26 protein-coding genes and 2 tRNA genes are annotated in these 25,121 nt (G+C 70.7%); 18 read left to right on the forward strand and 10 right to left on the reverse strand.

Annotated elements, in window-relative coordinates; translation table 11 throughout:
* Nucleotides 1-77 precede the first annotated feature (77 nt).
* Nucleotides 78-575: a DUF523 domain-containing protein gene (locus tag KBX21_RS16400; RefSeq protein ID WP_210842426.1), complete on the forward strand. Its 498-nt coding sequence runs from the start codon at nt 78-80 to the stop codon at nt 573-575.
* Between the two features lie 31 nt (nt 576-606).
* Here the strand turns inward: KBX21_RS16400 and KBX21_RS16405 are convergent, their stop codons facing one another.
* From KBX21_RS16405 to KBX21_RS16420, 4 genes are all read right to left on the reverse strand, one after another.
* Nucleotides 607-1,164, reverse strand: a complete 558-nt coding sequence (locus KBX21_RS16405) for a dihydrofolate reductase family protein (RefSeq protein WP_049567905.1) — start codon at nt 1,162-1,164, stop codon at nt 607-609.
* The gene (locus KBX21_RS16410; RefSeq protein WP_210842427.1) at nt 1,161-2,114 is read right to left on the reverse strand and encodes a helix-turn-helix domain-containing protein; all 954 of its coding nucleotides are present in this window, start codon (nt 2,112-2,114) and stop codon (nt 1,161-1,163) included. The genes KBX21_RS16405 and KBX21_RS16410 overlap by 4 nt, the downstream gene beginning before the upstream one ends.
* The gene (locus KBX21_RS16415) at nt 2,111-3,316 is read right to left on the reverse strand and encodes an MFS transporter (RefSeq protein ID WP_210842428.1); all 1,206 of its coding nucleotides are present in this window, start codon (nt 3,314-3,316) and stop codon (nt 2,111-2,113) included. Before KBX21_RS16415 ends, KBX21_RS16410 begins: the two co-directional genes overlap by 4 nt.
* A gap of 71 nt (nt 3,317-3,387) precedes the next feature.
* Nucleotides 3,388-3,984 (reverse strand): TetR/AcrR family transcriptional regulator, encoded by a 597-nt coding sequence (locus KBX21_RS16420; protein WP_210842429.1) that lies wholly within the window; start codon nt 3,982-3,984, stop codon nt 3,388-3,390.
* A gap of 165 nt (nt 3,985-4,149) precedes the next feature.
* Here KBX21_RS16420 and KBX21_RS16425 point away from each other — a divergent pair.
* From KBX21_RS16425 to KBX21_RS26660, 4 genes are all read left to right on the forward strand, one after another.
* Nucleotides 4,150-4,223: transfer RNA gene (locus KBX21_RS16425), tRNA-Pro, on the forward strand.
* 221 nt (nt 4,224-4,444) lie between these two features.
* Nucleotides 4,445-4,963: a hypothetical protein gene (locus tag KBX21_RS16430; RefSeq protein ID WP_247665852.1), complete on the forward strand. Its 519-nt coding sequence runs from the start codon at nt 4,445-4,447 to the stop codon at nt 4,961-4,963.
* 18 nt (nt 4,964-4,981) lie between these two features.
* Nucleotides 4,982-5,641 (forward strand): TetR/AcrR family transcriptional regulator, encoded by a 660-nt coding sequence (locus KBX21_RS16435; RefSeq protein ID WP_210842430.1) that lies wholly within the window; start codon nt 4,982-4,984, stop codon nt 5,639-5,641.
* Nucleotides 5,638-6,897 carry a hypothetical protein gene (locus tag KBX21_RS26660; protein WP_247665853.1) on the forward strand — a complete coding sequence of 420 codons (1,260 nt, stop codon included), beginning with the start codon at nt 5,638-5,640 and terminating at the stop codon, nt 6,895-6,897. Before KBX21_RS16435 ends, KBX21_RS26660 begins: the two co-directional genes overlap by 4 nt.
* 57 nt (nt 6,898-6,954) lie before the next feature.
* On the opposite strand, the gene KBX21_RS16445 is transcribed toward KBX21_RS26660, so the two are convergent.
* Nucleotides 6,955-7,773: an acetylxylan esterase gene (locus KBX21_RS16445; protein WP_210842431.1), complete on the reverse strand. Its 819-nt coding sequence runs from the start codon at nt 7,771-7,773 to the stop codon at nt 6,955-6,957.
* Between the two features lie 167 nt (nt 7,774-7,940).
* Between KBX21_RS16445 and KBX21_RS16450 the strand changes: the two genes are divergently transcribed.
* Nucleotides 7,941-8,348 carry a RidA family protein gene (locus KBX21_RS16450; protein WP_049567886.1) on the forward strand — a complete coding sequence of 136 codons (408 nt, stop codon included), beginning with the start codon at nt 7,941-7,943 and terminating at the stop codon, nt 8,346-8,348.
* A gap of 21 nt (nt 8,349-8,369) precedes the next feature.
* On the opposite strand, the gene KBX21_RS16455 is transcribed toward KBX21_RS16450, so the two are convergent.
* The 4 genes from KBX21_RS16455 to KBX21_RS16470 all read right to left on the reverse strand — a co-directional run bounded on the left by KBX21_RS16455 (nt 8,370) and on the right by KBX21_RS16470 (nt 10,869).
* Nucleotides 8,370-8,600 carry a helix-turn-helix transcriptional regulator gene (locus tag KBX21_RS16455; protein WP_017544608.1) on the reverse strand — a complete coding sequence of 77 codons (231 nt, stop codon included), beginning with the start codon at nt 8,598-8,600 and terminating at the stop codon, nt 8,370-8,372.
* On the reverse strand, nt 8,600-9,097 hold the full coding sequence (locus KBX21_RS16460) for a DUF2975 domain-containing protein (RefSeq protein WP_210842432.1): 498 nt from the start codon (nt 9,095-9,097) through the stop codon (nt 8,600-8,602). The genes KBX21_RS16455 and KBX21_RS16460 overlap by 1 nt, the downstream gene beginning before the upstream one ends.
* A gap of 86 nt (nt 9,098-9,183) precedes the next feature.
* Nucleotides 9,184-10,206, reverse strand: coding sequence for a zinc-dependent alcohol dehydrogenase family protein (locus KBX21_RS16465; protein ID WP_049567880.1), 1,023 nt, complete (start codon nt 10,204-10,206; stop codon nt 9,184-9,186).
* A gap of 213 nt (nt 10,207-10,419) precedes the next feature.
* Nucleotides 10,420-10,869 (reverse strand): ArsI/CadI family heavy metal resistance metalloenzyme, encoded by a 450-nt coding sequence (locus KBX21_RS16470; protein WP_210842433.1) that lies wholly within the window; start codon nt 10,867-10,869, stop codon nt 10,420-10,422.
* Between the two features lie 88 nt (nt 10,870-10,957).
* On the opposite strand from KBX21_RS16470, the gene KBX21_RS16475 reads away from it, so the two are divergent.
* From KBX21_RS16475 to KBX21_RS16495, 5 genes are all read left to right on the forward strand, one after another.
* A complete protein-coding gene (locus KBX21_RS16475; RefSeq protein WP_210842434.1) occupies nt 10,958-11,341 on the forward strand; it encodes a helix-turn-helix transcriptional regulator in 384 nt (127 codons plus the stop codon).
* On the forward strand, nt 11,338-12,501 hold the full coding sequence (arsB, locus tag KBX21_RS16480; protein ID WP_210842435.1) for an ACR3 family arsenite efflux transporter: 1,164 nt from the start codon (nt 11,338-11,340) through the stop codon (nt 12,499-12,501). Before KBX21_RS16475 ends, arsB begins: the two co-directional genes overlap by 4 nt.
* Nucleotides 12,502-12,508: 7 nt before the next feature.
* Nucleotides 12,509-12,931: an arsenate reductase ArsC gene (locus KBX21_RS16485; RefSeq protein WP_049568009.1), complete on the forward strand. Its 423-nt coding sequence runs from the start codon at nt 12,509-12,511 to the stop codon at nt 12,929-12,931.
* 392 nt (nt 12,932-13,323) lie between these two features.
* Nucleotides 13,324-14,412 carry an NAD(P)/FAD-dependent oxidoreductase gene (locus KBX21_RS16490; protein WP_210842436.1) on the forward strand — a complete coding sequence of 363 codons (1,089 nt, stop codon included), beginning with the start codon at nt 13,324-13,326 and terminating at the stop codon, nt 14,410-14,412.
* Between the two features lie 94 nt (nt 14,413-14,506).
* Entirely contained in the window at nt 14,507-15,571 is a 1,065-nt protein-coding gene (locus KBX21_RS16495; protein WP_210842437.1) for a glutathione S-transferase family protein, read from the forward strand.
* Between the two features lie 161 nt (nt 15,572-15,732).
* On the opposite strand, the gene KBX21_RS16500 is transcribed toward KBX21_RS16495, so the two are convergent.
* The gene (locus KBX21_RS16500; protein ID WP_210842438.1) at nt 15,733-16,473 is read right to left on the reverse strand and encodes a FadR/GntR family transcriptional regulator; all 741 of its coding nucleotides are present in this window, start codon (nt 16,471-16,473) and stop codon (nt 15,733-15,735) included.
* A gap of 179 nt (nt 16,474-16,652) precedes the next feature.
* On the opposite strand from KBX21_RS16500, the gene KBX21_RS16505 reads away from it, so the two are divergent.
* From KBX21_RS16505 to KBX21_RS16535, 7 genes are all read left to right on the forward strand, one after another.
* Entirely contained in the window at nt 16,653-18,011 is a 1,359-nt protein-coding gene (locus KBX21_RS16505) for a glutamine synthetase family protein (protein WP_210842439.1), read from the forward strand.
* A 64-nt stretch (nt 18,012-18,075) separates the two neighbouring features.
* Complete coding sequence (locus KBX21_RS16510; RefSeq protein ID WP_210842440.1) at nt 18,076-19,485, forward strand: aldehyde dehydrogenase; 1,410 nt, start codon at nt 18,076-18,078, stop codon at nt 19,483-19,485.
* 14 nt (nt 19,486-19,499) lie between these two features.
* Nucleotides 19,500-20,264 (forward strand): 3-oxoacyl-ACP reductase, encoded by a 765-nt coding sequence (locus tag KBX21_RS16515; RefSeq protein WP_017544620.1) that lies wholly within the window; start codon nt 19,500-19,502, stop codon nt 20,262-20,264.
* A gap of 42 nt (nt 20,265-20,306) precedes the next feature.
* On the forward strand, nt 20,307-21,005 hold the full coding sequence (locus KBX21_RS16520) for a gamma-glutamyl-gamma-aminobutyrate hydrolase family protein (protein ID WP_210842441.1): 699 nt from the start codon (nt 20,307-20,309) through the stop codon (nt 21,003-21,005).
* A gap of 393 nt (nt 21,006-21,398) precedes the next feature.
* Nucleotides 21,399-21,472 (forward strand) — tRNA-Pro (locus KBX21_RS16525).
* A gap of 282 nt (nt 21,473-21,754) precedes the next feature.
* A complete protein-coding gene (locus tag KBX21_RS16530; RefSeq protein WP_210842442.1) occupies nt 21,755-23,764 on the forward strand; it encodes a prolyl oligopeptidase family serine peptidase in 2,010 nt (669 codons plus the stop codon).
* Between the two features lie 131 nt (nt 23,765-23,895).
* Complete coding sequence (locus KBX21_RS16535) at nt 23,896-25,116, forward strand: pyroglutamyl peptidase (protein WP_210842486.1); 1,221 nt, start codon at nt 23,896-23,898, stop codon at nt 25,114-25,116.
* Nucleotides 25,117-25,121: the final 5 nt, after the last annotated feature.

Below are 25,121 nucleotides of genomic sequence, written 5' to 3' on the forward strand. Positions count from 1 at the left end.
CCTGAAGTACACAGACAAACACTTTGGGTGGTGGAAGCGTGGGAGGTGTACGTGTCAGTGGCGGTAGCGTTGGCCTCATGCGTAAAGTGCTGGTCAGCGCGTGCCTGATGGGGCGCAGGGTCCGTTATGACGGTCGGGCCAAACCGGTGGGGGACGACACCGTCACCCGCTGGCGGGAGGAGGGCCGCCTGGTGGTGCACTGCCCGGAGATCGCCGGGGGACTGCCGGTGCCCAGACCGCCCGCCGAGATCGAGCCCGGCGCGGACGCCGCCGACGTGCTCGCCGGTCGGGCCCGTATCCGCACCCCCGAGGGGGTGGACGTCACCGACCACTTCGTCTCCGGAGCGAGGGCGGCGCTGGCCACCGCGCGGGCGCACGGCGTGGCGGTGGCTCTGCTCAAGGAGTCCAGCCCCTCGTGTGGCACACGCGAGGTGTACGACGGAGCCTTCGAGGGACGCAAGGTGACCGGTGAGGGTGTGACCGCGCACCTGCTCCGCGAGAACGGGGTGGCCGTGTTCAACGAGAACGAGGTGTCCCGGGCGGCCGACCGGCTGCTGGCTCTGGAAGCGGGCTGAGGGGGCGCCGGTGCGAGCGACGCCCCCTTGGTCAGTCCTTGACGACCTCGTAGCGAAGACAGGCGAAGGCTCCCACGAGCTTGGCCTCCAGGGGCCGCAGCCGCACCCGTCCGTCGAGCAGGGGCGCGCCCCCGCCCAGACTCACCGGCGCCACCGACACCGACACCTCGTCCAGCAGCCCCAGCCTGGCCAGGTCCGCGGCGATCCGTCCGCCGCCGACCACCCAGATATCACGGCCGTCCGCGGCCCGCGCCATCTCGGCGTGCAGGTCCCGTAGCTCCTGGTCGGTGTCGGCGCTGGTGAAGCGGAGGTCGCCCTCGAGCCGGGGCAGCTCCCGGTGGGTGAGCACCCAGGTGGGCGCCTCGTACGGCCAGGGCTTGTCACCCTCGTACTTGTGGATCCACTCGTAGGTGGTCGCCCCCATGACGATCGCCCCGGCGTTCCTGATGAACTCGGCGGTCTCGTCGATCGCCTCGCTGCCCTCCTCTCCCTCCTGCGCTCCCTCCACGGCGAACAGCCAGCCCAGAGAGTTGTCCTGGTCGGCGATGAACCCGTCCAGACTGGTGGCGGTCTCGTACACGGTCCTCATACTGTGTCTCCCCGTTTCCTCGGTGCTTCGTAGCGTTCCGGCAACCACTCCAGGGGGTCGCCCTGGTCGACCTCCACCCCCGCCTCCCGCAGCATGTGGCGGACGTTCTGCCTGCGGTGAGCGGAGTAGGTGAGCACGTGTGCCACCACCCCGCCGAGCAGGAAGCTCTCCGGCGGGTCGCACAGGGCGTCGATGAGCCGGTCTCCCCAGGCGTCCCGACGTCCGATGTCCGTGACCACGGCGATCCAGCGCGCCCCCGCCCTCTCATGCCTGATCCGCAGCGACTCCGGGTCGTCGGCCCCGCGCCCGGGTGTGTCCGCGCCCTCGATGGAGGCGAGCCACGACTCCTTGGTGCCCACCAGGTGGTCCAGGGTCGCGGCGATGGAACCCTCGGGTCCGTCCCAGGACAGGACGGTCCGCTCCTCCCGTACCCTGCGGTACTCCTCCTCGGGCAGTGCGGCGGCGAGCCGGATGAGGTGCGCGGTGTCGTCCACGTCGTGGTGGGTCTGGAGCGCGGTCACGTCCATGCTGGGGCGTCCCCTCTGGTACTCCTCGACCCACAGGTGGATCGGTGGGTGGAAGTGGACGCCGTTCGGTGCGGGAAGCCACCGGCCGCTGCCCGCCGTGGTGGCGCTCGGCGGGTGTCCGAAGGCCCGGGCGAAGGCCCGTGTGAAGCCCTCCACGGAGGCGTACCCGGCCTCGAAGGCCGCGTCGGTGACGCTGCTGCCCTGTCCGATCCGCCAGGCGGCCCGTTCCAGCAGGACCCTCCGACGCAGTGCCACCGGTGACTCCCCGGTGTCCCGGGACAGCTGACGGCTGAAGTGGAACGGGGAGGCGTGCGCCTGCCCGGCCATCTCGCTCAGTCGGGCGTTGTCCTCGTCCAGAACCGCGTCGAGCAGCTCCCGCAGACGGTCCCGCCCGGAGGGGGATTCGGTGGTGGGTTCGGTCATGTGACCAGTATGTTCCGGGGGCCCTCGCCCGCGCTTGACCGTTCTTGCGCAGTGTCGGCGGCCTCGTGCCCGACCCGGGCCGCCCGGCGCGCGGCCGGCACCATCGCGGCCAGAGCGAGCAGGGCGAGGCCGACACCGACCCACAGCGGCGCCCGTAGACCGAACTCCTCCACACCCAGGCCGCCGACCCACGAACCGAGCACCACGCCCAGGGTGATGAACGAGGAGTGCACGGTGTTGACCAGTGGGCCGGTGTCGCCCACACGCTGGACCCGGGTGATCATCGCCGGGTTCAGGGTGATGCCCACCAGCCCGACACCCGCCATCGCCGTCAGCGCGACCCCTGGAAGGTGGGCGTACAAAGCGAAGACGACGAGGAAGACAGTGTTCAGTGCCAGGCCCGTGACGATGACGGTGATGGTGTGTGACTGTGCCAAGCGACTGACGACCATGGTGCCGACCACGGTCGCCCCGCCGTAGACGAGCAGCAGCAGCGGCACGATGCCCCGGGGGAAGCCGCTGACCTCGGTGAGAACGGGTGTGAAGTAGGAGAACGCCGCGAAGGTGGCACCGATGATCAGGGTCGAGGTACCCATGACGCGCCACAGCTGTGGCCTGCGGAACGCCTCCTTGGAACTGTCTGCGGAACCGGGCCGATCCATGCGGGGCAGGGCCAGCAGGGTGGCGATCGCGACGACCACGGTCAGCGCGCCGACGAAGACGAACGCGGAGCGCCAGCCGAACTGGACGCCGATGAGCGCGGACAGCGGCAGACCCAACAACGTGCCCACCATGAGGCCCTGGAGCGCCAGTCCGGTCGCACGGCCGCGCAGGTGCGCTGGCGTGACCTGGGCGACGGCGGAGAGGGCCACCCCGAAGAAGGCTCCGGCAGCGGCACCGGTGATCAGCCGAGCGAGCACCATGAGCCCGTATCCGGGAGCCAGCGCGGCCAGGGTGTTGCCCGCGAAGAACACCACGAACAGGGCCAGGAGCGCGTGGTGGGTGCGCAGTCGCAGGACGGCCAGGGTGAGGATGGGCCCACCGATCGCCATGGCCAGGGCGAACGCGGTGATCAGGTAGCCGATCCTGGGTATGGTGGTTCCCAGGTCCTCCGCCATCTGCGGCATGAGCCCACCGACGAGGAGTTCGCTGGTGACCATGGCGAAGATACCGAGTGCCATGAGGGGGACTGACTTGGGCATCCTGCCTCGCTTTTTTGTATTGATCGATCCAAAAAGAGGCCGCGGCGGAGGAGCGCGCCCACATGAGGGCTTCAGGCCTGAAGCGCCCTGAGTCCCACGCCTGCGATGCCCTCCAGCGGTTCGCGTCCGGCGCCCGACTGGGCGGCTACCCGCAGCCCGTAGATCAGGGAGGTCGTGTACCAGGCCAGTTCGCCGGGTTCGCGCTCACCGGTGACGGACCCGTCGAGCTGGCCGTCCATGATGGCCAGGCGTAGCGATGCCAGTCGCCTGTCCTGGTCGGCCTGGATCAGCCGGGCGATGTCCGGATTTCGGGAGGCCGCCGCTGTGATGGTGTTGACGGTGAAGCACCCCGAGCCGTGGCCCGTGCGCTGGTTGTCCAGCTCGTCGTCCACAATCGCCGACAACAGCGTCCGCAGGCGCTCCAGCCCGCTCGGCCCCTGGGTGTCGAGGACATCGCTCTGACGCGCGGTCATGGTGGTGGCGTAGTGCGAGAGCGCCCTCCTGAAGAGGTGCTCCTTGGAGTGGAAGGTGTTGTAGAGGCTGCTGCGCGTGAGTCCTGTGGCCTCACAGAGGTCCGCTGTGGAGGTCGCGTCGAACCCCCGGGTCCAGAACGCCCGGCAGGCGGCCCGGACCACGCGCTCCTCATCGAACTGACGTGGTCTTCCCATGGCAGTGACCGTACCACGTTATGGAACGAACAGACCAAAACGCGTCCGGGTCTCTGCCAGGCTCCGAACCTCGTCGCGAAGGTGCGCATCGTGGTGCGAACCCCCCGGGGCATGCGATAGAGTCTTCCCCGTTGGCGGCGCCGGTTACGGCGTCCGCTCAGCGGCCGGGACGTAGCGCAGTTTGGTAGCGCACTTGACTGGGGGTCAAGGGGTCGTGGGTTCAAATCCCGCCGTCCCGACAAACGAAGGGCGTTCACTCAGGTGGACGCCCTTTCGCGTGTCCGAGATCAGCCCGTATCAGGGCCACGCCGCATCGCGCAGTCCGCACGGGGGCCTGGTGGCACTGCTGGCCGTGCCCGAACATGACCACTCCGCCCCCCGGCCGGCGCCTGGGCGATCGCGCCGCACGCCTGGTCACCGAGACCTTCGCCCCCGGCGCCCTGGGGTCATCCTCCTGGCCGTGGGCTGGTACTCCACCCCCGCCCCTTCCGGGTTGGGCTGGGGGCTGCTGGCAGCCCTGTTCTGCGGCATCCTCATCTTCGGTGCGCGGCTGGGCTGGTGGGGCGACCACCACGGGGGCCGGAAGCAGCGCCTGGTCCCACGGGCCGTCATCATCGCCTGCGTCTGCGCCGGTAGCGCGACCCTGGTCCTCCTGGGGGCTCCACGGCCGGTGGTCGCGCTGGTCGTGGCGATGCTGGCCACCCTGTTCGTCACGTTGGCCGTCACCGTGGTCGCCCGGTGGAAGATCTCGGTGCACACGCCCGCGGTCGGGGGCGTGGTCGTGCTTGCGCTGCTCATCTATGGCGCGCACATGTTGGCCCTGGTGCCGCTGGCCGCGCTCGTGGCGTGGTCCCGGGTACGGCTGGGGAACCACACGGTCGCCCAGGTGATCGCGGGGGCCGCCCTGGGTGCGGGGTTGGCGGGCCTGCTCTTCCAGCTGTTCACCCAGCGCCCCTCCCGCTTGACAGCCCAGTTTTAGAGTAAATACTCTAATCGTGTGAACGACGCCGGCGCACCGCCCACCAAGCCAGTTCGAAAGACCGCGCGGGACAAGGTCCTCGTCGCCGCCCTGGACCTGTTCAACGAGCAGGGAACCGCAGCGGTCTCCACCAACCACATCGCCAAGCGAGCAGGCGTCAGCCCCGGCAACCTCTACTACTGGTTCGACGGCAAACCAGCGATCATCACCGCCCTGTTCGAGCAGTGGAGCGAAGCCTCGGCTCCCGTCGCCCCCGAGGACGGGACCCCCGAAGCGCTGCTCATCGCGTTGTACGCCACCCACGGGGCCAACGACGGCCACGCCTTCCGTTATCGAGGCCTGGCCCGCGAACTGCTGCCCCTCCTGCACACCGACGATCGCCTCGCGGAGCGCTACCAGCGCAACTACCGCGAACGGACCGCCCTGTTGGAGGGCATCGCCGCGCAGCTGGTCGAGGCGGGCCTGTTCCGACGCCCCGACCCTCCGGGATCGATCGGTGACCTGGTCATGGCGGCCTGGGTGCTGAACGAGTTCACGCCCCCCTTCCTGCAACAGGTCGAACGGGGCGGCGCCGCCCCCGACTCCGCGCGCGCCACGCGCGCTCTCCTGAACGGACTGCTCACCGAACGAGGACGCCGCGTCCTCGACTCGACCCACCCACACGAGAGACACCCGTGAACCCCCACAACAGCCCCTCGACCCCGTCCGAGCCGGACCCGACCGGAACGACACCCGACGATTCGAGTTCCTCCCAACCTTCGCGACGGAGCCTGAGCCGGAGGAGACTGCTGCGCTGGGCGGGCCTGGGCGCGGGCGGGGCGATCGTGGCCGGGAGCGGAGCTGTGGGGGTGCGCGCGGCCACGAACGGTGTTTGGGGTGCGGGCACGCGCGACTCCCATGAGCTGTGGCGTTCCTGGAAGGACGAGACCGGTGTGCGTGGTGTCGTCGCTGCTGGCGTACTCGCGGCCAGCCCCCACAACACCCAACCGTGGCTGTTCGACGTCCGTCCCTCGTCGATCGACGTGCTCTCGGAGCCGAGCCGCAGGATCCCGATCACCGACGCGAGCCTGCGCGAGCACTACTCCGGCCTTGGCTGCGCGGTCGAGAACATGGTCAGAGCGGCGGGCGCCCTCGGATTCTCCGCGACGGTGCGGGTGGTGCCGGAAGGCACGGACTCACCGGTCGTCGCGCGTCTCGAACTGGAGTCCGGCGCCGCTCAGGACGATCCGCTGTACGAGGCGATCGGTGGCCGCCACACCAACCGCGGCCCCTACCTGGACCGCGAAGTACCCGAGGCCGAGCTCTCGCGACTGGAGGAGCTCGCCGGTGCCCACGAAGGCGTCGGACTGCGGTGGCTCACCAGCCGAGCCGACCGCGACGAGATGTCCTCCCTGATCGTCGAGGCGACACAGGCGATCACCGACGACGAGGAGCAGTCCAGGGACTCGGCCTCCTGGTTCAGGACCCCGCGCTCCGATGTCGACCACCACCGCGACGGCATCACCCTTGACGCACAGGCGCTGGACCCGTTCACCCTGGCCATGGCGAAGATCCTCCCGGAGCAGTCCCGCCAGGCCGCGGACCGCTTCTGGGTCGACCGCACCAGATCCGAGCAGTGCCCCACGGCTGCCGCCTACGGGGTCATCACCGTCGGGGACGCCACCGCTCTCCAGGACCAGTTCAACGGTGGGCGCGCGCTCCAGGCTGTCCACCTGGCCGCGACCCACGCTGAGCTGGGACTGCACCCGATGAACCAGATCACCGAGCGCATCGACCGCGACCACGCCCTGGGGCAACCCGACCAGTTCGGCTCCCGTTACGCCGCGCTCCTGGGCGCGGAGGCGAACACCCTGTTGCTCGCGTTCCGCGTCGGATATCCCGAGCGGGCTGCCATGCCCAGTCCCCGACTGCGCCTGGACGACGTCCTCACCTGACACCCCGGCGCCGTCGCTGCCCTCTGCCCACGGCTCTGGCGCCGGGCGATTCGACCCTCAGCGGGCGGCGGCGTCGAGGTGGGTGACGTAGGCGTTCATGGCATGGTCGCGCAGCGCGTCCACCCCCAGGGAGAAGGGATCGGCGGTGTGCCCCCGCACCGAGTCGGCCAGGCCTCCCAGCACGGACATCGGCTTCTCGTGTATCCGCCCGGCGGCGTCGATGTGCCTGACCTCGGAGACGTGGCGGAAGATTGGCTCGGGCGGCACATGGGCGATCACGTCGTTGTTGTTGACGAAGCGGTACATCCGCCCGCGGAACACCTCTTCGTAGGCCTTGGCCAGGGTGGCGTCGCAGGTCCGGGGCTGCCCGAACGTGTAGACGCCGTCCGCCAGGACGCCGTCGACGAAGTGCAGGCGGGCCGCGGCCAGCATGGCCAGGGCGCCGCCGAGGCTGTGCCCGGTGACCCACACCGTCTGCTCGGCGTCTCGGAACTCCCGGAGGGCGGTCGAAAGGTCCGTGTACACCGCGTCCAGCGCGCGTTGGAATCCCCAGTGCACCCGGCCCTCGCACGAGCGCTCGGGGACCGGGGGAGTGTTGATGTCGGAGAGCCAGTCGCGGATCTGTGCGGGCTCGGTTCCCCGGAAGGCGATGACGATCATGTGATCGCCCGCCATCACGTAGGCCTGGGTGTCCTCCAAGGGGAAGGGCGGTGAGAAGGCCACCCGAAAGGAGCGCACGCGCTGGAACCCCCATTCCCGCGCCGTCCGCTCTACCGCGTCGTGGTCCTTGTAGGACAGCCGTGCGGCGTGGGCCAGGGAGCGCACGTGCGACAGCTCGTAGTCCCTGACGGTGTGGTCGAAGGTGATCGTGGTCATCCCTGTACTCCCGAGCGCGTCGATGTCGTCACCATCTGTAACACCATCGCTGCGTCCGAGGGGCCTGTTCGCGCAGCTCCTCCGGGCGGTGAGCGGGAAATTCACTGGGTTTGCCCAGGCTGGGCCACTAACGTTCCTGGTGTTCGACCTTCCTACTGGAGACATCCATGAACAGCGCAGTGACCCTGATCCGTTCCGCCGCCCTCTCCGACGCCGCCGAGTACGCTTACGCGGCCACCGTTCCCTCGGGGGTGAGGCTGATCTTCCCCGCGGGATCGTGCCCCCTCAACGAGGACGGCTCCACCGCGGCGGTCGGCGACTACGCGGGGCAGGCGGCCGTCTGTGTGGCCAACCTGCGGACCGCGCTCGCCGAGGCTGGCGCCGAACTCACCGACGTGGTCAACACCCGGGTGCTCGTGGCCTCCACCTCCCAGGACGACCTGGTCGCCGCCTGGGAGGTGGTCCGGGACGCCTTCGGTGAGCACGACGTCCCCAGCACGCTGATGGGCGTCACCGTTCTGGGCTACGACGACCAGCTCGTGGAGATCGAGGCGGTGGCCGCCGTTCGCGAGTAGACGGTCCGGGGGCTGAGGGGATCACCTCCGGCCGGTGGCGGTGTCGCCGTCCGGTGCCCAGCGCAGGACGTCTCCGGGTTGGCAGTCCAGAACTCGACAGATCGCGTCCAGGGTGGTGAACCGCACCGCCTTGGCTCGGCCGTTCTTGAGGACGGCGACGTTGGCGGGGGAGATCCCGACGGCCTCGGCGAACTCCCCGACCGACATGCCGCGCCGAGCGAGTTGGACGTCGAGGTCCACGATGATCGCCATCAGACCACCCCGGCCATCTCGGCCTGGAGGTGGGTCGCCTTGCGCAGGAGGCCCCGCATCAGGACGACCACCATCGCGAAGGCCGTGCCCATGGCGGTGGTCAGGAAGGCGGCGCCGAGCGCGGCGACCGCCTCCATGTTGCCGTTGGCGAAGGGCATGTCGGTCAGGGCCAGGTGTGCCGTGACTCCGGCCGTGAGCAGTGCTCCCGCGAGGCTGGCGCCGATGATGAGGTCCACCCACAGAAAGGCCCGGGTACTGAAGAGCGCGTCGCGCCCCATCATGCCGAGCAGCATCCACGTGGCACCCAGAGCGACCTGTACACAGGCGACGCCCAGGATGCCCAGGATCGTGTAGGGGACGACGATCCGCTCATACGGGGGGAAGTGGGCGGCCTCGTCGGCGATCGCGCCGGGAATGACGACGATCTGTCCGAAGAGGCCGACCAGGATCGCCCCGATGATCGCGAGGCGCAGGATGGGGGTGAGGTAGCGGTGCATATATCGATTATCGATAGAATCCTATCGATAGTCAACACGTTCCATCGGGTTCGATGGCACCGCGAGCCTCACCCGCCTCTGTCGTCTCAGAGCGTGAGCATCACCTTGGTGGCCCGACGCTCGTCCATCGCCCGGTATCCTTCGGCCGCCTCCTCGATCGGCAGGGTCAGGTCGAAGACCGCGCCCGGGTCGATCTGGTCGGTCATGATCAGCTCGATCAGCTCGGGAAGGAACCGCCGTACCGGCGCCGGACCGCCCAACAGGCTGACACTGGAGAAGAACAGGTCCAGGCCGTCGAGTTCGACCCCGTGGGACACACCGACGAAGCCGACGTGTCCGCCCGCACGTGTGGAGTGGATGGCCTGCTCCATGGACTCCTGGGTGCCGACCGCCTCGACGGTCGAGTGGGCGCCGAGACCGCCGGTGAGCTCCTTCACCTTCGCCGCGCCCGCCTCGCCGCGCTCCTCCACGATGTCGGTGGCTCCGAACCGCCGTGCCAGTGCCTGCCGGTCGGCGTGGCGCGACACGGCGATGACACGCTCCGAGCCGAGCCGTCTGGCCGCCAGGACCGCCAGCAGGCCGACGGCGCCGTCTCCCACCACCGCTACGGTCCGACCCGGACCGGCCTGGGCCGCGACCGCGCCGAACCAGCCGGTGCCGAGGACGTCGGAGGCTGCCAGCAGGCCTCGGACCTGCTCCGGCGTCGGTTCGCCGGGCACCCGGACCAGGGTGCCGTCGGCCAGTGGGACACGGGCGTAGTCGGCCTGGGTGCCGATGGAGCCCATCATCACCTGGTGGACACAGCGGGACTGGAAGCCCGCCCGGCAGATCTCGCAGGTGTTGTCGGAGGCCACGAACGAGCCGACCACGAAGTCGCCCACCCGAACCGCACGTACCTCCGGTCCGACCTGCTCCACCACGCCCACGTACTCGTGGCCCATCCGCGCTGGTCCGTCCTGCTGCTCAATGCCGCGGTAGGGCCACAGGTCCGACCCGCAGACACAGGTGGCGGTGACCCGAACCACCGCGTCGGTCGGTTCGACGATCTCCGGTTCCCGGACCTGCTCGACCCGGACGTCGCCGGGTCCGTGCATCACTACAGCTCGCATGATCGCTCCCTCATTGGGCCCACTGTTCTTCCCCCAACAGCACCACGTCTCACATCCGTGAGGGAGTCCCGCCTGATGGGGGCACTGCGAGGGACTCCCTCACGAACGCGCGAGAGGACCGACCCGGGGCGCGGGCAACCGAACCGGGGTGCGCGCTCGGGGCGCGGTGGCGTCGGTGCCGGGACACCTCGGCCCGGGGTTGTCATCGGGCCGCTACGTCTGGTCGGAGGAGCAGCAGCCGGAGGGTCCGGCGGGGGCGTGATCCGTGGCGGCCGTGGGCGCGGCGCCCCTCTGGTCGCTGTCGCCCTTGACCACGTAGACCTCCCAGGGCTCCCGTCCGGGTCCGTGGACCCATACCTTGTCCTGGACCGCGTAGCAGCACGAGGTGTGGTTCTCCTCGAAGGTGGCCAGGCCGGAGTCCCTGAAGCGAGCCGTGGCCGCGTCGACCTTCGCGGTCTCCTCCACCTCGACGCCGAGGTGGTCCAGGCGGGTCTCCTGGCCGGGCTCGCCCTCGATGAGGACGAGCTTGAGCGGGGGTTCGGCGACGGCGAAGTTGGCGTAGCCGGGGCGGCGCTTGGCGGGCTCGACTCCGAAGAGGGTCGAGTAGAAGGCCACTGACGCTTCGAGGTCGGCGACGTTCAGGGCGAGTTGGATACGGGACACGGAGTCCTCCCGAGTTCTGTATTGATGTTCATCTATTCAGGGAGGCTCCAGTGTTGCCTTCTGAATTGAAGTTTGTCAACATAGACGCATGTCGAATCAAGAGGAGGGGGTCCTCGATCCCCATGGCGGCGTCACCGACTGCTGTCCCAGGCTGTTGCAGTCGCCGCTGGAGGAGGGCGAGTCGGTCGAACTCGCCAGGGTGTTCAAGGCCCTGGGTGATCCGGTGCGGTTGCGGCTGTTGTCGATGATCGCCACCGCGCGCGGCGAGGAGGTGTGCGTCTGCGATCTGACGCCCGCCTTCGACCTGTCCCAGCCCACCATCTCCCACCACCTCAGACTCCTGCGCGAGGCCGGGCTCATCTCGTCCGAACGGCGCGGGACCTGGGTGTACTACCGGCTGCTCCCGGAGGCGACCGACCGCCTGGCCTCGGTCCTCACCCGCACCGTGAGGCCCGCGGGGGTCGACTCGTGAACGTCCCCGCTCGCTCGGACGCCGCCCCCTCCGGTGTGGTCGGACGCCTGTCGTCGCTGGACCGGTTCCTGACCGTGTGGATCCTGGCGGCGATGGTCGCCGGCCTGGCCCTGGGGCGGTTGGTCCCCGGACTGGGGGAGGCGCTGTCCGCAGCCGGGGTGGCCGGTGTGTCCCTGCCGATCGCGCTGGGGCTGCTGGTGATGCTGTTCCCGCCCCTGGCCAAGGTCCGATACGACCGGCTGGGGGCCGTCACCGGCGACCGCCGTCTGCTCGTCACCTCGCTGGCGGTGAACTGGCTGGCGGGCCCGGCGGTGATGTTCGCGCTGGCCTGGCTGTTCCTCCCGGACCTGCCCGAGTACCGAACCGGACTGATCATCGTGGGCCTGGCGCGGTGCATCGCGATGGTGATCGTCTGGAACGACCTCGCGTGCGGCGACCGTGAGGCCGCCGCCGTCCTCGTCGCCATCAACTCCGTGTTCCAGGTGGTGGCGTTCGGCGCCCTCGGCTGGTTCTACCTGTCGGTCCTGCCGGGGTGGTTGGGTCTGGAGCAGGCGGCCCTGGACGTGTCGTTCGTCGACATCTCGCTCTCGGTCCTGGTCTTCCTCGGAATACCCCTGCTCGCCGGGTACCTGACGCGCCGCCTGGGGGAACGGGCACGCGGACGGGAGTGGTACGAGACCCGGTTGCTGCCCCGGCTGGGGCCGTGGGGGCTGTACGGCCTGCTGTTCACCATCGTGATGCTCTTCGCCCTCCAAGGGGAGGCGATCACCTCGCGGCCCTGGGACGTGGCCCGCATCGCCCTGCCCCTGCTGGTCTACTTCCTGGTCATGTGGGCGGGGACGCTGGCTCTGGGCCGTGCCCTGGGCATGGCCTACCCGCGCTCGGTCACCCTGGCCTTCACGGCCGCAGGCAACAACTTCGAGCTGGCGATCGCGGTGGCCATCGCCTCCTTCGGCGCCACCTCCGGACAGGCGCTGGCCGGTGTGGTGGGCCCGCTGATCGAGGTGCCGGTGCTCATCGGGTTGGTGTACGTGGCCCTGGCGGCCCGGCGCTGGTTCCCGGGGGAGGGGCGCGCCGGGAGGCCGACCGCCGATGACGGGAGGCCGTCCACCGATGACGGGAGGCCGTCCACCGAGGAGAGGCAGGGAAGCGGTGGCTGAGACCACGATGGAGAACTCGCCCTCGGAGGTGGCGGTTCCGCAGGTGCTGTTCGTCTGCGTGCACAACGCGGGGCGGTCCCAGATGGCGGCGGCGTTCCTCGAACACCTGGGCGCTGGCCGCGTGCGGGTGCGCTCGGCCGGTTCCGCGCCCGCCGACCAGGTCAACCCGGCGGTGGTGGCGGCGATGTCGGAGGTCGGGATCGACATCGCCGAGAACACCCCGAAGGTCCTCTCCGAGGAGGCTGTCCGCGCCTCGGACGTGGTGATCACCATGGGCTGCGGCGACGCCTGCCCGTTCTTCCCCGGCAGGCGCTACCTCGACTGGGAGCTGCCCGACCCGGCGGGGCGGGGCGTGGAGGCCGTGCGGCCGATCCGCGACCGGATTCGACGGCACGTGGAGGATCTGCTGGGGGAACTCGCCCCGGGATGACCCCGACCGGCCCGCCGTGACCGTGGGCGGCTCCGGGAGCGTCCACCGAACGGGTTCCGGTGGGGCCAGTGGTGCCCACGGGTTCGACCGCTTCACGGGGCGCCGCGTTGGTGAACGCCCGCACATGTCACTTTTCGGGCTCACCGTGCTGTGGCTCGTTGGGCGATCGCGGACTCCGTGGTGGGCCACGACTGAGGGAGACTCGGGCGCGAACACCGTGGCAGACCCCGATCGCGCAGACCGTTGCCGGGATTTCGGGTGAGGCCACGGTGAACTTGCAGCGCTCGGTCCGCCAGTGGCCCCCGACGACGCTCCTCCGTGCGCGGCGCCCCGGCATGAACCGGGGCGCCGCGTTGTTGCCAACGGATGGTGGACGAACGTGAGGAGCGGTCGTGGAGGGTGTTCTGGGCGGGGTCCTGCCTGAGGCGGCGGACGTGGTGGTCATCGGAGCCGGACAGGCCGGGCTCTCGGTCGCCTGGCACCTGCGGCGGCTCGGGCTCGAACCCGGGGCCGGGTTCGTGGCCCTGGACCGTGGGCCCGACAGCGGCGGGGCCTGGCAGTTCCGCTGGGAGTCACTGCGCCTGGACGACGCCCACAAGGTGGACGACCTCCCCGGGATGCGCGAGATGGGTCTGAGCTTCGCCAGCGCCGACCCCGCGCGGCCCGCCCGGGAGGTGGTGCGCGACTACTACGAACGCCACGAACGCTGGTTCGGGCTGGACGTGGTGCGGCCGGTCCGCGTCACTTCGGTGAGCGATGAGGGATCCAGCCTCCTGGTCGCCACCGACAAGGGGGACGTCTCCGCGCGGGCGGTGGTCAACGCCAGCGGGACCTGGGCGCGCCCCTTCCGCCCCTACTTCGCAGGGGCCGCCGACTTCCGGGGCGTGCAGGTCTCCACGCCCGAGTACCGGGCGGCCGAGGACTTCGCCGGGATGCGGGTCCTGGTGGTGGGCGGCGGTACCTCGGCGGTGGGATTCCTGCGGGAACTGGAGGGGGTCGCCGCGAGCACGGTCTGGGCCACCCGACGTCCGGTCGAGTTCGTCGACGACCCCCAGGCCGGGGTCCGCGCGGTGCGCCGGGCGGACGAGGCCGCCAGGGCCGGGCTGCCACTACCCAGCATCATCAGCGGCACGGGCCTGCCCGCGACCCCCGAGAACCTCGCCGCACGCGACCGGGGGCTCCTCGTGGCCCGACCCATGTTCACCGCGATCGAACCCGACGGAGTCCGCTGGGCCGACGGCTCCCTGACGTCCGTGGACGCCATCGTCTGGGCCACCGGGTTCCGTTCCGAACTCACCCACCTGGCACCCCTGCGTCTGCGTGAACCCGGCGGAGGGGTCCGGGTCGAGAACGGCCGCGCCGTCCGCGAGCCGCGCCTCTTCCTCGCCGGGTTCGGCCCCCAGGCCAGCACCATCGGCGCCAACCGTGCCGGGCGCGCCATCGCCCGACAGGTCATGGCCGAACTGGAAACCGGCGCCTGAAGAAGAGAGCCTGTGGACAACCGTTTCGCGGCCGCCGCGAGGGTTAGGGTCGTTTCTGGACCCCATCGTTCCCCAACGTCCGGAGGTAGCCGGTATGAGGGCCAACAAGCTCCCCACCGAGGAGATCAAACGGGATCCGGCGGCCTTCGCCGACCGGGTCACCGCTGACGGTCGCTTCGGACGCACGGCCGAAACGGGACGTCACCGGCTGATCATCAACCGGGCCTGCCCGTGGGCGCACCGCGTGGTGATGACCCGGCGGCTCATGGGGCTCGAGGGCGCCGTCTCCCTGGCCGTCACGGACCCGGTCCAGGAGATCATCGAGGGCGACCCGCACTGGGTGTTCAGCGAGCGCACCGGCAGCCCCGGCGGCCGGGACCCGGTCCTGGGCATCCACGCCCTGCGCGAGGCCTACCTCGCCCGCGACCCCGCCTACGACGGCGGGGTGAGCGTGCCCGGACTGGTCGACGTGCCCAGCGGACACCTGGTGTCCAACGACTTCGACCAGATCAGCGTGGACATGGCCACGGAGTGGGGCGACCTGACCCGGGAGGGGGCTCCGGAGCTGTACCCGGAGGACCTGCGCGAGGAGATCGACGCCGTGAGCGCGGAGGTCTACCGCGACCTCAACAACGGTGTCTACCGGTCCGGTTTCGCTCCCGACCAGCGGCGCTACGACCGGGCCGTGACCGGCGTCTTCGACCGGCTGGACGCCCTGGAGAATCGTCTCACCGGCCGCCGCTACCTGGTGGGCGACCACATCACCCTGGCCGACCTGCGGCTGTGGGCCACCCTCGCGAGGTTCGACGCCGTCTACCACGGTCACTTCAAGTGCAACCGCCGCAAGCTCGTCGAGTACCCGGCGCTGTGGGCGTACGCGCGGGACCTGTTCCAGACGCCCGGGTTCGGGGACACCACCGAGTTCGAGCACATCAGAGTCCACTACTACCGGGTGCACACCGCCATCAACCCCCCGGGCGTGGTGGCGATCGGCCCGGACCCCGGCGCCTGGCTCACCCCGCACGGCAGGGAGGCCCTCGGGGGCAGTCCCTTCGGGAAGGGCACCCCGCCCGGTCCGGTACCCGCCGGTGAGCGGGTCCCGCCCCTGGAGGCCCAGGACCGCGCGGCCGGAGGAACCTGGGACGCCCCGGTCGGCTGACCACACACGCCCTCGCCCCCGCTTCTCGTCCACGTTCGGCGAGGGCGTCCAACACTGACCGCGAACCCTTCCCCGATGACCGGAGGTGAGGCGGAGCACGCAGGGTGGTCAGGTGTCCGGGTGGGCCTACCAGGGGGGGTGCGGCCCAGGCCCCGCCCTGCTCAGGAGAGGAAACCCCGGATCAGCGCCTCACTGCCCTCCAGGTGTTCGCGGACCGCGCGCCGCGCCGCCTCCGGCTCGCCCTCGCGGATCGCCCGCACCAGTTCCCAGTGCTGTGCGTTGCTGTGCTCCAGGTTTCTGACCAGCATCGGCATGGCGTCGAGCAGGTCGTTGACCCGCATGCGCACCTCGGTGAGCGCTCGGGTGAGCGAAGCCGACCCGGTCAGCTCGGCCAGGGTCAGGTGCAGCACCGTGTCCAGACGCCGGTAGTCCTCCACCTCGGCTTCCTCTGTCGCCTCCAGGCGATCGCCGAGCAGGTCCTCCTGTTCGGGGGTGAGTCCCTTCTCGGCCAACAGCACGGCCGCGCCGGTCTCCAGGGCACGCCGGTGGGTGAACAGGTCGTCCAGGTTCGTTCCGGTGTCCCGCAGGACCCGCTGGGCCTCGCTCCGACTGGGCCTCGGGCGCACGTAGGTGACGAAGGTGCCGCCGGACCTGCCGCGCCGGGACTCCACGTACCCCGCCTCCTGGAGGGCGCGCAGGGCGTCGCGAAGGGTGATCCGGCTGACCCCGAGCCGCGCGGCGAGCTCGCGTTCGGCCGGGAAGCGCTCCCCGTGGCCGACCACGCCCAACCGGATCGCGGACAGCAGGCGTTCCACGGTCTCCTCGAACGGGTTGCCGGTCCGCACGGTCCGGAACACGGCCTCGGCCGCGACCCCTGACGGGTCACCGCCCGAAAGGTTCATGCTTGTTCCTTTTCTGCTCGATGGTGGCCTGGTTGGGAGGTGGCACCTTCCGGGCGCTGGGCAGCCTCCTCCGGGGAGAGGCCATTGACAGCGCCGAAGGGCTCCTGGTTGCATGTCCCACCATTGGTCTGAAGTCGAACCATACTCCCGAGCGCAGTCGCGCGGACAAGGAGCCCCAGGTGCGAGACAGCCTCCCCCCACTGTCGCTGGACCAGCTCAGGACCGAGGCGGCCGCCGGAACGGTGGACACCGTCCTGGTCGCCTTCACCGACATGCAGGGACGCCTCCAGGGAAAGCGGCTCTCCGCCCGCTACTTCCTGGAGGAGACCCTCACCCACGGCACGGAGGGCTGCAACTACCTGCTCGCCGTGGACGTCGACATGAACACCGTCGAGGGCTACGCCATGTCCTCCTGGGAGACCGGCTACGGCGACTTCGTCATGGCCCCCGACCTGTCCACACTGCGGCGCACCCCCTGGGCCGAGGGCGCCGTCATGGTCATCGCCGACCTCACCTGGCACGACGGCACCCCCGTCGCCGCCTCGCCCCGACAGGTCCTCGACCGTCAACGCCGACGCCTGGACGAACGCGGATGGCGCGCCTACGCGGGAACCGAACTGGAGTTCGTGGTCTACCGCGACTCCTACGAACAGGCATGGAACAACGCCTACCGCGACCTCACCCCCGCCAACCAGTACAACGTGGACTACTCGGTTCTGGGCGGGGCCCGGGTGGAGCCCCTCCTGCGCCGCGTCCGCAACGAGATGACCGCCGCCGGGCTCTACGTGGAGTCGGCCAAGGGTGAGTGCAACCTCGGCCAGCACGAGATCGCCTTCCGCTTCGACGAGGTCCAGCGCACGTGCGACCACCACAGCGTCTACAAGAACGGCGCCAAGGAGATCGCCGCGCAGGAGGGCATGGCACTCACCTTCATGGCCAAGCCCAACGACCGCGAGGGCAACTCCTGCCACATCCACCTCTCCCTACGCGACGCGGACGACACCCCGCTGCTGGCCGAGGGCGAGGGACTCTCCGAGACCGGCCGCCACTTCCTCGGCGGACAGCTCGCCGCGCTCCGTGAGTTCACCCTGCTGCTGGCACCCAACATCAACTCCTACAAGCGCTTCGTCCCGGGCAGTTTCGCCCCGACGGCAGTGGCCTGGGGCCACGACAACCGCAGCTGCGCCCTGCGGTTGGTGGGCCACGGGCACTCCCTGCGAGTGGAGAACCGCGTCCCCGGCGGGGACGTCAACCCCTACCTGGCCAACGCCGCCCTCATCGCCGCGGGACTGCACGGCGTCGAGCACGGAATCGAACCGGGCGACCCCCTCACCGGCAACGCCTACACCTCCGACGCACGATCCGTCCCCACCACCCTGCGCGAGGCCCTGGAGCTGTGGGAGGGCAGCGCGCTGGCCCGCGCGGCCTTCGGCGAGGAGGTCGTCGCCCACTACGCCAACCACGCGCGTGTGGAACTGGCCGCCTTCGACGCGGCCGTCACCGACTGGGAGCTCTTCCGGGGCTTCGAACGGATGTAGACGATCGCTTCCCCCTCAGCGCGGGGGCGGGCACCAGAGACATCGGCACGAGGGAGGAACCCCTGTGGGAACCAGCGAAGCCGCACCGGGCCAGCGGCCCCATCAGCACGGACCACGGGAGCAGGAGGTGGTCGATCCGGCCACCGGGGAGGTCATCGCCACCGTCCCCCTCGCCTCCGTGGAGGAGACCGACGCCGTCGTGGCCCGCGCGGCCGCGGCCTTCCCCGCCTGGCGCGACACCCCGCCGGGGGAACGGGCCCGCCTGCTGCGCGCCGTCGCCGACCGCATCGACGCCCACGTCGAGGAACTGGCCCAGCTGGAGGTCGCCAACGCCGGACACCCGATCGGTCAGGCCCGCTGGGAGGCGGGCAACGCCAGGGACGTGTTCACGTACTTCGCCGCCGCTCCCGAACGCGCCACCGGTCGGCAGATCCCGGTCCCCGGCGGCTGGAGCGTCACCTTCGCCGAACCCCTCGGCGTCGTGGGGGTCATCGTCCCCTGGAACTTCCCCATGCCGGTCCTGTCCTGGGGCGTGGCTCCCGCCCTGGCCGCGGGCAACACCGTCATCGCCAAACCCGCCGAACTCACTCCGCTCACCGCCCTGCGCATCGGCGAACTGGCCCGGGAGGCCGGGTTGCCCGACGGTGTACTCCAGATACTGCCCGGCGCCGGGCCAGTGGCTGGGGACCGTCTGGTCCGCCACCCCGACGTCGCCAAGATCGTCTTCACCGGCTCCACCCGCGTGGGCAAGGGGATCATGGCGGCCGCCGCCGACGACCTCACCCGCGTCACCCTCGAACTCGGCGGCAAGAGCGCCAACATCGTCTTCTCCGACGCCGACCTGGAGCGGGCCGCGGCCGCCGCGCCCATGGCCGCCTTCGACAACGCGGGACAGGACTGCTGCTCCCGGTCCCGCCTCCTCGTCCAGGCCGACGTGTACGAACGCCTCCTGGCACTCCTGCGCCCCGTTGTGGAGGGCATCGCGGTCGGAGATCCACGCGACCCCGGAACCGAGATGGGACCGCTGATCAGCGCCGCCCAGCGCGACCGCGTCGCCGCCTACGTGGACGGCGCCACCATCGCCTTCCAGGGCGGGGCGCCACAGGGTCCCGGATTCTGGTTCCCGCCCACCGTGCTCACCACCCACGACCCGGCCGAACCCGCCTTCCGCGAGGAGATCTTCGGCCCGGTGCTCTCCGTCCTGCCCTTCGAGACCGAGGCCGACGCGGTCCGCCTGGCCAACGACACCGAGTTCGGGCTGGCCGGGTCCGTGTGGACCCGCGACCTCGGCCGCGCCCTGAGGGTGTCCCGCGCCGTGCGCGCCGGGAACCTCTCGGTGAACTCGCACTCCGCCGTGCGCTACTGGACCCCCTTCGGTGGCATGGGCCAGTCCGGCATCGGCCGTGAACTGGGCCCCGACGCCCTGGACGCGTTCACCGAGACCAAGACCGTCTTCCTGTCCGACGACACCTGAGCCGGAGGAACACCATGAACCGATTCCTGGACCGCGTCGCCGTCATCACCGGGGCGGCGGGCGGCATCGGCCGCGCAACCGCCCGCCGCCTGGCCGAGGAGGGGGCCACCGTCGTCGCCGTCGACCTCGACGAGGAGGGCGGCCGCAGCGTGGCCGAGGAGACCCGCGGCGGGTTCATCCGTGCCGACGTCACCGACGAGGCCGAGGTGGAGGCGCTGTTCTCCCAGGTCCGTGACGAGTTCGGCGGCGTCGACGTGGCCTTCAACAACGCCGGGATCTCGCCGCCCGAGGACGACTCCATCCTCACCACCGACCTCGACGCGTGGAAGCGGGTCCAGGAGGTCAACCTCACCTCCGTCTACCTGTGCTGCAAGTACGCCCTGCCGTACATGCGCGAACAGGGGAAGGGAGCCATCGTCAACACGGCGTCGTTCGTCGCCACCATGGGCGCCGCCACCTCCCAGATCTCCTACACCGCCAGCAAGGGCGGGGTGCTCGCGCTCAGCCGGGAACTGGGCGTCCAGTTCGCCCGCGAGGGCATCCGGGTCAACGCGCTCTCCCCGGGGCCGGTGGACACGCCGCTGCTGCGCGAGCTGTTCGCCAAGGACCCCGAACGTGCCGCTCGCCGCCTGGTCCACGTCCCGCTGGGCCGCTTCGCCGACGCCACCGAGATCGCCGCCGCCGTGGCCTTCCTGGCCAGTGACGACGCCTCGTTCGTCACAGCCTCCAACTTCCTCGTGGACGGCGGGATCTCCGGGGCCTACGTCACCCCGATCTAGTCTGGTGACCGTCCGTACGTACTCGTGCACGCAGGAGGATCCATGTCACCCGTCGTCGGGATCAGCGCCTACGCGGAGCAGGCCCGGTGGGGTCCGGCCTGGGACCTGCCCGCGACACTGCTGCCGCAGTACTACGTGGACTCCGTCGCGGCGAGCGGCGGGGTCCCGGTGCTGCTGCCGCCGGTGGCCGGGATCGCCGGGGCGCTGGATCGGTTGGACGGGCTGCTGCTGGCCGGGGGCGGCGACATCGACCCCGGCCGGTACGGATCCCCGACCAGCGAGCACACGGCGGGGGTCAGGGCGGACCGGGACACCGCCGAGGTGGACCTGCTCGCCGGGGCGCTCGCCCGGGGCCTGCCCGTGCTCGGGGTGTGCCGGGGCATGCAGCTGCTCAACGTGTGCCGGGGCGGGACCCTCAACCAGCACCTGCCCGACCTGGTGGGGCACGCCGGACACCGTCAGCGGGTCGGCGTCTTCGACACCCACCCGGTCACCGTCGCCGAGCACTCCCGCACCGCCCAGGTGCTGGGCCGCACCATGCTCGACGTGCCCACCTACCACCACCAGTCCGTCGCCGACCTGGGCCGGAACGTGTCCGCCACCGCCTGGGCCGAGGACGGGACGGTCGAGGCACTGGAGTACACGGACGTGTTCAACGTGCTCGGCGTCCAGTGGCACCCGGAGATGGGGACCGACCCCAGCCTGTTCCACTGGCTGACCGAGCGCGCCGCCGAACACTGATCCCGGCTCCCGTTCGCGAGGGACGAATCCGTCCGAGCACGCTGACGCCCCTGGTCAGGGGAGGCGGTCCCAGTCCGGGCCGGGAGTGAATGGGGGAGACGCTGGCCCCACGGGACTGACCGACGGGGTCGTCGTCGGCGCCCCGCCACGCTCTGCCTCACCGTCTTGCCCGTGCGAAACACCCGGCACAAGCTCAACGGCACTGACGGGGGTCCGTCTGCCCCGGTTGGCGTTGGCTGCGTGACCACCAGGGTTTCCAGGTGGGGCTGAGCCCGAGTTCGCCGACGAGCCCTCGCCCGAGGACCCGAGCGGGAGCCGAACTGGTTCGAGCGCCCTTCCGAATGCGGTAAAGTTTCACCTGTTGGCGGGGCGGAGACGCCGCCGCTCAGCGGCCGGGACGTAGCGCAGTTTGGTAGCGCACTTGACTGGGGGTCAAGGGGTCGTGGGTTCAAATCCCGCCGTCCCGACAACGAAGGGCGTTCACTCAGGTGGACGCCCTTTCGCATGTCCGTGAAGCGCATGACCTCGCGGAGGCTGTGACCGAAGTGGTGCCGGACGCTCCCGATGGCCGGGGCCGGTACGTGCGGCGATCCGGGCGAGGGTCACCAAGCGGATCCCATGCGCGGCGATCTCGTCGGTCACGGCGTCGGCGCCCGCTCTCGGCGCACATCCGGGCGGGCTCTCTGGGGCCTGGCACCGCGCGCCGTCCCGCCCTGTGGCGCGTTCTCCGCACGCGATACCGTGAGCCGGTGCCTTCACCGATATCTGCCTCGTTCTCCGACTTCGCCGACATCGACGCCTTCACGCGGATTCCCAGAGTCACCGCCGTGGCAGCCGGACCCGACGGGCGGGTGGTGGCCTCGATCGACGAAGTCGACGAACACGGGTCCAAACGACGATCGGCCCTGTGGGCGCTCGACCCGGAGGGTCTGACCCCGGCCCGGAGACTGACCTTCTCCACGGACGGTGAGGACGCACCGCGGCTCACCCCCGCCGGTTCGCTGCTCTTCACCTCCCGGCGCCCCGACCCGGACGACGACTCGGCTGAGGGCGCGGCGGCCGTCTGGCGCCTGCCCGAACACGGGGAGGCGATCCTCGTCGCCCGGACCCCCGGAGGCCTGAGCGTCTCCGGCGTCGCGGAGGACGGCTCGATCCTCGCGAAGACGAATGTCCTGGCCGGGGCCACCCTGGAGGAGGACGCCGAACGTCGCAAGGATCGGAAGGCCGCCAAGCGGAGCACCATCTGGCACACCGGCATGCCGATCCGCCGCTGGGACCACGAGCTCGGCGACGTCAGCCCGCGCCTGGTGCTCGTCTCCCCCGACGGTGGGGTCAGCGATCTGACCGACGGCGTCGACACCCTGGCCCTCTCGGGTGCGTCAGCCGACCTGTCCCCGGACGGCCGAACCGTCGCGACGACCTGGACCGAACGGGTCGAGCGCGGGCAGACCCGGACCGGTGTCGTCCTCATCGACACCGACAGCCGCGAGCGAACCACTCTGCTGGCCGCCGACGAACACCAGGAGTACGGCTCGCCGGTGTTCTCGCCCGACGGCGCCCACCTGGCGCTCACGCGCATCACGATCTCCACACCCACCGATACCGGCTACGACTTCCTGGAGATCCATCCGCTGACGGGTGGGGAGCCGGTCGGGGTCGACGTCGGAGACCTCACGATCAGGGGGTACGTCTGGAGCCACGACGGCACCCTCCTGGTCACCGGCGATCTGCACTCCTCCGGCGCCGTGCTCGCCGTCGACCCGAGCACCGGGAAGGCCCGCACCCTGGCGGACGCCGGTGTCTTCACCTCGCTGGCTCCCGCTCCGGACGGCTCCCTGTTCGCGCTGCGTTCCGACGTCGCCACCCCCGCCCGGCCGGTGCGTCTGGCGTCCGACGGGGAGCGGACCGAACTCCCCGCGCCGGGTTCGGTGGACGCCCTGCCCGGCGCCCTGGAACGGGTGTGGACCGACGTCGGCGGCGTACGGGTCGGCGGATGGCTGTGCCTGCCCGACGGCGCCTCCGAGGCGGACCCGGCTCCCGTGATGCTGTGGATCCACGGCGGCCCGCACAGCTCCTTCAACGCGTGGTCCTGGCGGTGGTGCCCGTGGCTGGCCGTCGCCCGGGGCTACGCGGTGCTGATGCCCGACTTCGCCATGTCCAGCGGTTACGGGCACGCGGGGTTGAACCGGGGCTGGCCCAGGCTGCCGGAGGTCGTCTACGGGGAGTGCGAGGCACTGCTGGACCAGGAGCTGGAGCGCCCCGAACTGGACGGTGCGCGCACGGCGCTGCTCGGCGCCTCCTTCGGCGGCTTCATGGTCAGCTGGATCGCCGGGCGGACCGACCGCTTCTCGGCGGTCGTTACCCACGCCGGTTCGTGGGCGATGGGGCAACAGCACCGCACCACCGACGCCGCCGCGAAGAAGATGCGCGTGCACGGCCACGAGGACCAGCAGCCCGAGTGGTACCGGGACAACTCCCCGCACCAGGGCGCGTCTCGTGTGGTCACACCGGTGCTGATCACCCACGGCAACCGGGACTACCGGGTGCCGGTCAGCGAGGCGCTGCGGATGTGGTGGGACCTGGTCTCGGGCTGGGACGGCCCGCCGGAGACGATGCCGCACCGGTTCCTCCAGCTGACCGGTGAGAACCACTGGGTGCTCACACCCTCCAACGGCCGCGCATGGAACGAGACCGTGCTGGCCTTCTGCGACCAGCACCTGCGGGGCGGTGACCCGATCCCCGAGATCCTGCCGTGGTGATGGTTCCGCGGTCACGTCAATGAGGCGAACAACTGAGAGGACGGGACATCTTGTCGAACAGATCAACCGTAGTGAACGGGAGCGCGCGGCCATGGCGGACCGGTTCCCGTGTCGCCGCGTCGGCGCTCGTCATGGCTCCGGCCCTGGCGCTCGTGCCTCCAGCGTACGCCGAGCGGGCGGACGGCTGCCTGGGTGAGGAGGGCGCGACCGTGGAGGAGGCACGGGTCGAGCAGGAGGTCCCGCGGGAGATCCTGCTCGGGTCCGGGTTCGACGCCGCCGTGGACCGCTTCGAAGAGGAGCTGTGCGGGGCGTCCGACCTCGACGGTGCCGGAGCGGTCGTTCAAGGCCACGGGGACGCGCTCTGGAGCGACGCGGTGGAGCGGGTCCGGGCCCCCGGGGAGGTGGAGGGGGACCTGAGCGCCGAGGACGACCGGCCGCTCTACTGGGCGAGGCTCGCCATGACCTCCGCCCTCAACCGCTGGGAACCCGGCTTCGCGCTGAGCGGGACCGAGCGCGCCGAACTCGTGGCCGACCTGGAACGACGCTCCCGGGGCCAGAACGGCGAGGACTTCGCCGAGGCCCCCGGTGGAGCCGACGTCAGCCACGTGGTCGTCACCGGTTTCGACCCGTTCCTCCTCGACGACGACATCCGGCAGGCCAACCCCTCCGGGGCCGCGGCCCTGGCCCTCGACGGAGCGGTGCTGGAGACCGCCGACGGCGTCGCGGTGGTCAAGGCGATGCTCTACCCGGTGCGCTGGCGGGACTTCACCGACGGCATGGTCGAGCAGTCCCTCCTGCCCTACTACACCGGTGACCAGCCGGCCGACGCGGTCATCACGGTCAGCCAGGGCTCGCCGGGGAGGTTCGACCTCGAGGCGCACAACGGTGCCTGGCGCGGTGGCTTCGAGGACAACGAGGTGCTCGGCACGCCCGAGATCATCCCCGTCCCCGAGGGTGCCCCCACCGTCACTCCCCAGCCCCAGTGGTCCGACTCCTCCCTGGACCGCACCGCCATCGCCGAGGAGACCACCGGGGCTCCCTTCCCCGTGGTCGACAACACCGAGGTGACCGAGATCCCGGCGGGTGGGACCGCGCCAGTGGTGCGCCCGGACGGACCCACCCCCGGTTCCGAGGCGCGGTCCGGCGGCGGAGGGAACTACCTCTCCAACGAGATCGCGTACCGCAACACCCTGCTGCGCGACGCCACCGAAGGGGACGTCCCCGCGGGTCACGTCCACACCCCGGTGTTGAACCTCGGTTCCGGTGGGAGCATCTCCGATCCGGCCTTCGAGGAGGAGCGCGAGGCGATCGTCCGCCAGGTCGAGGACATCGTCGCGGCCTCGATCCGCTAGTGAAT

Origin of the sequence: Nocardiopsis sp. B62 (assembly GCF_018070675.1) — a bacterium.
Classification (GTDB): Bacteria; Actinomycetota; Actinomycetes; order Streptosporangiales; family Streptosporangiaceae; genus Nocardiopsis; species Nocardiopsis prasina.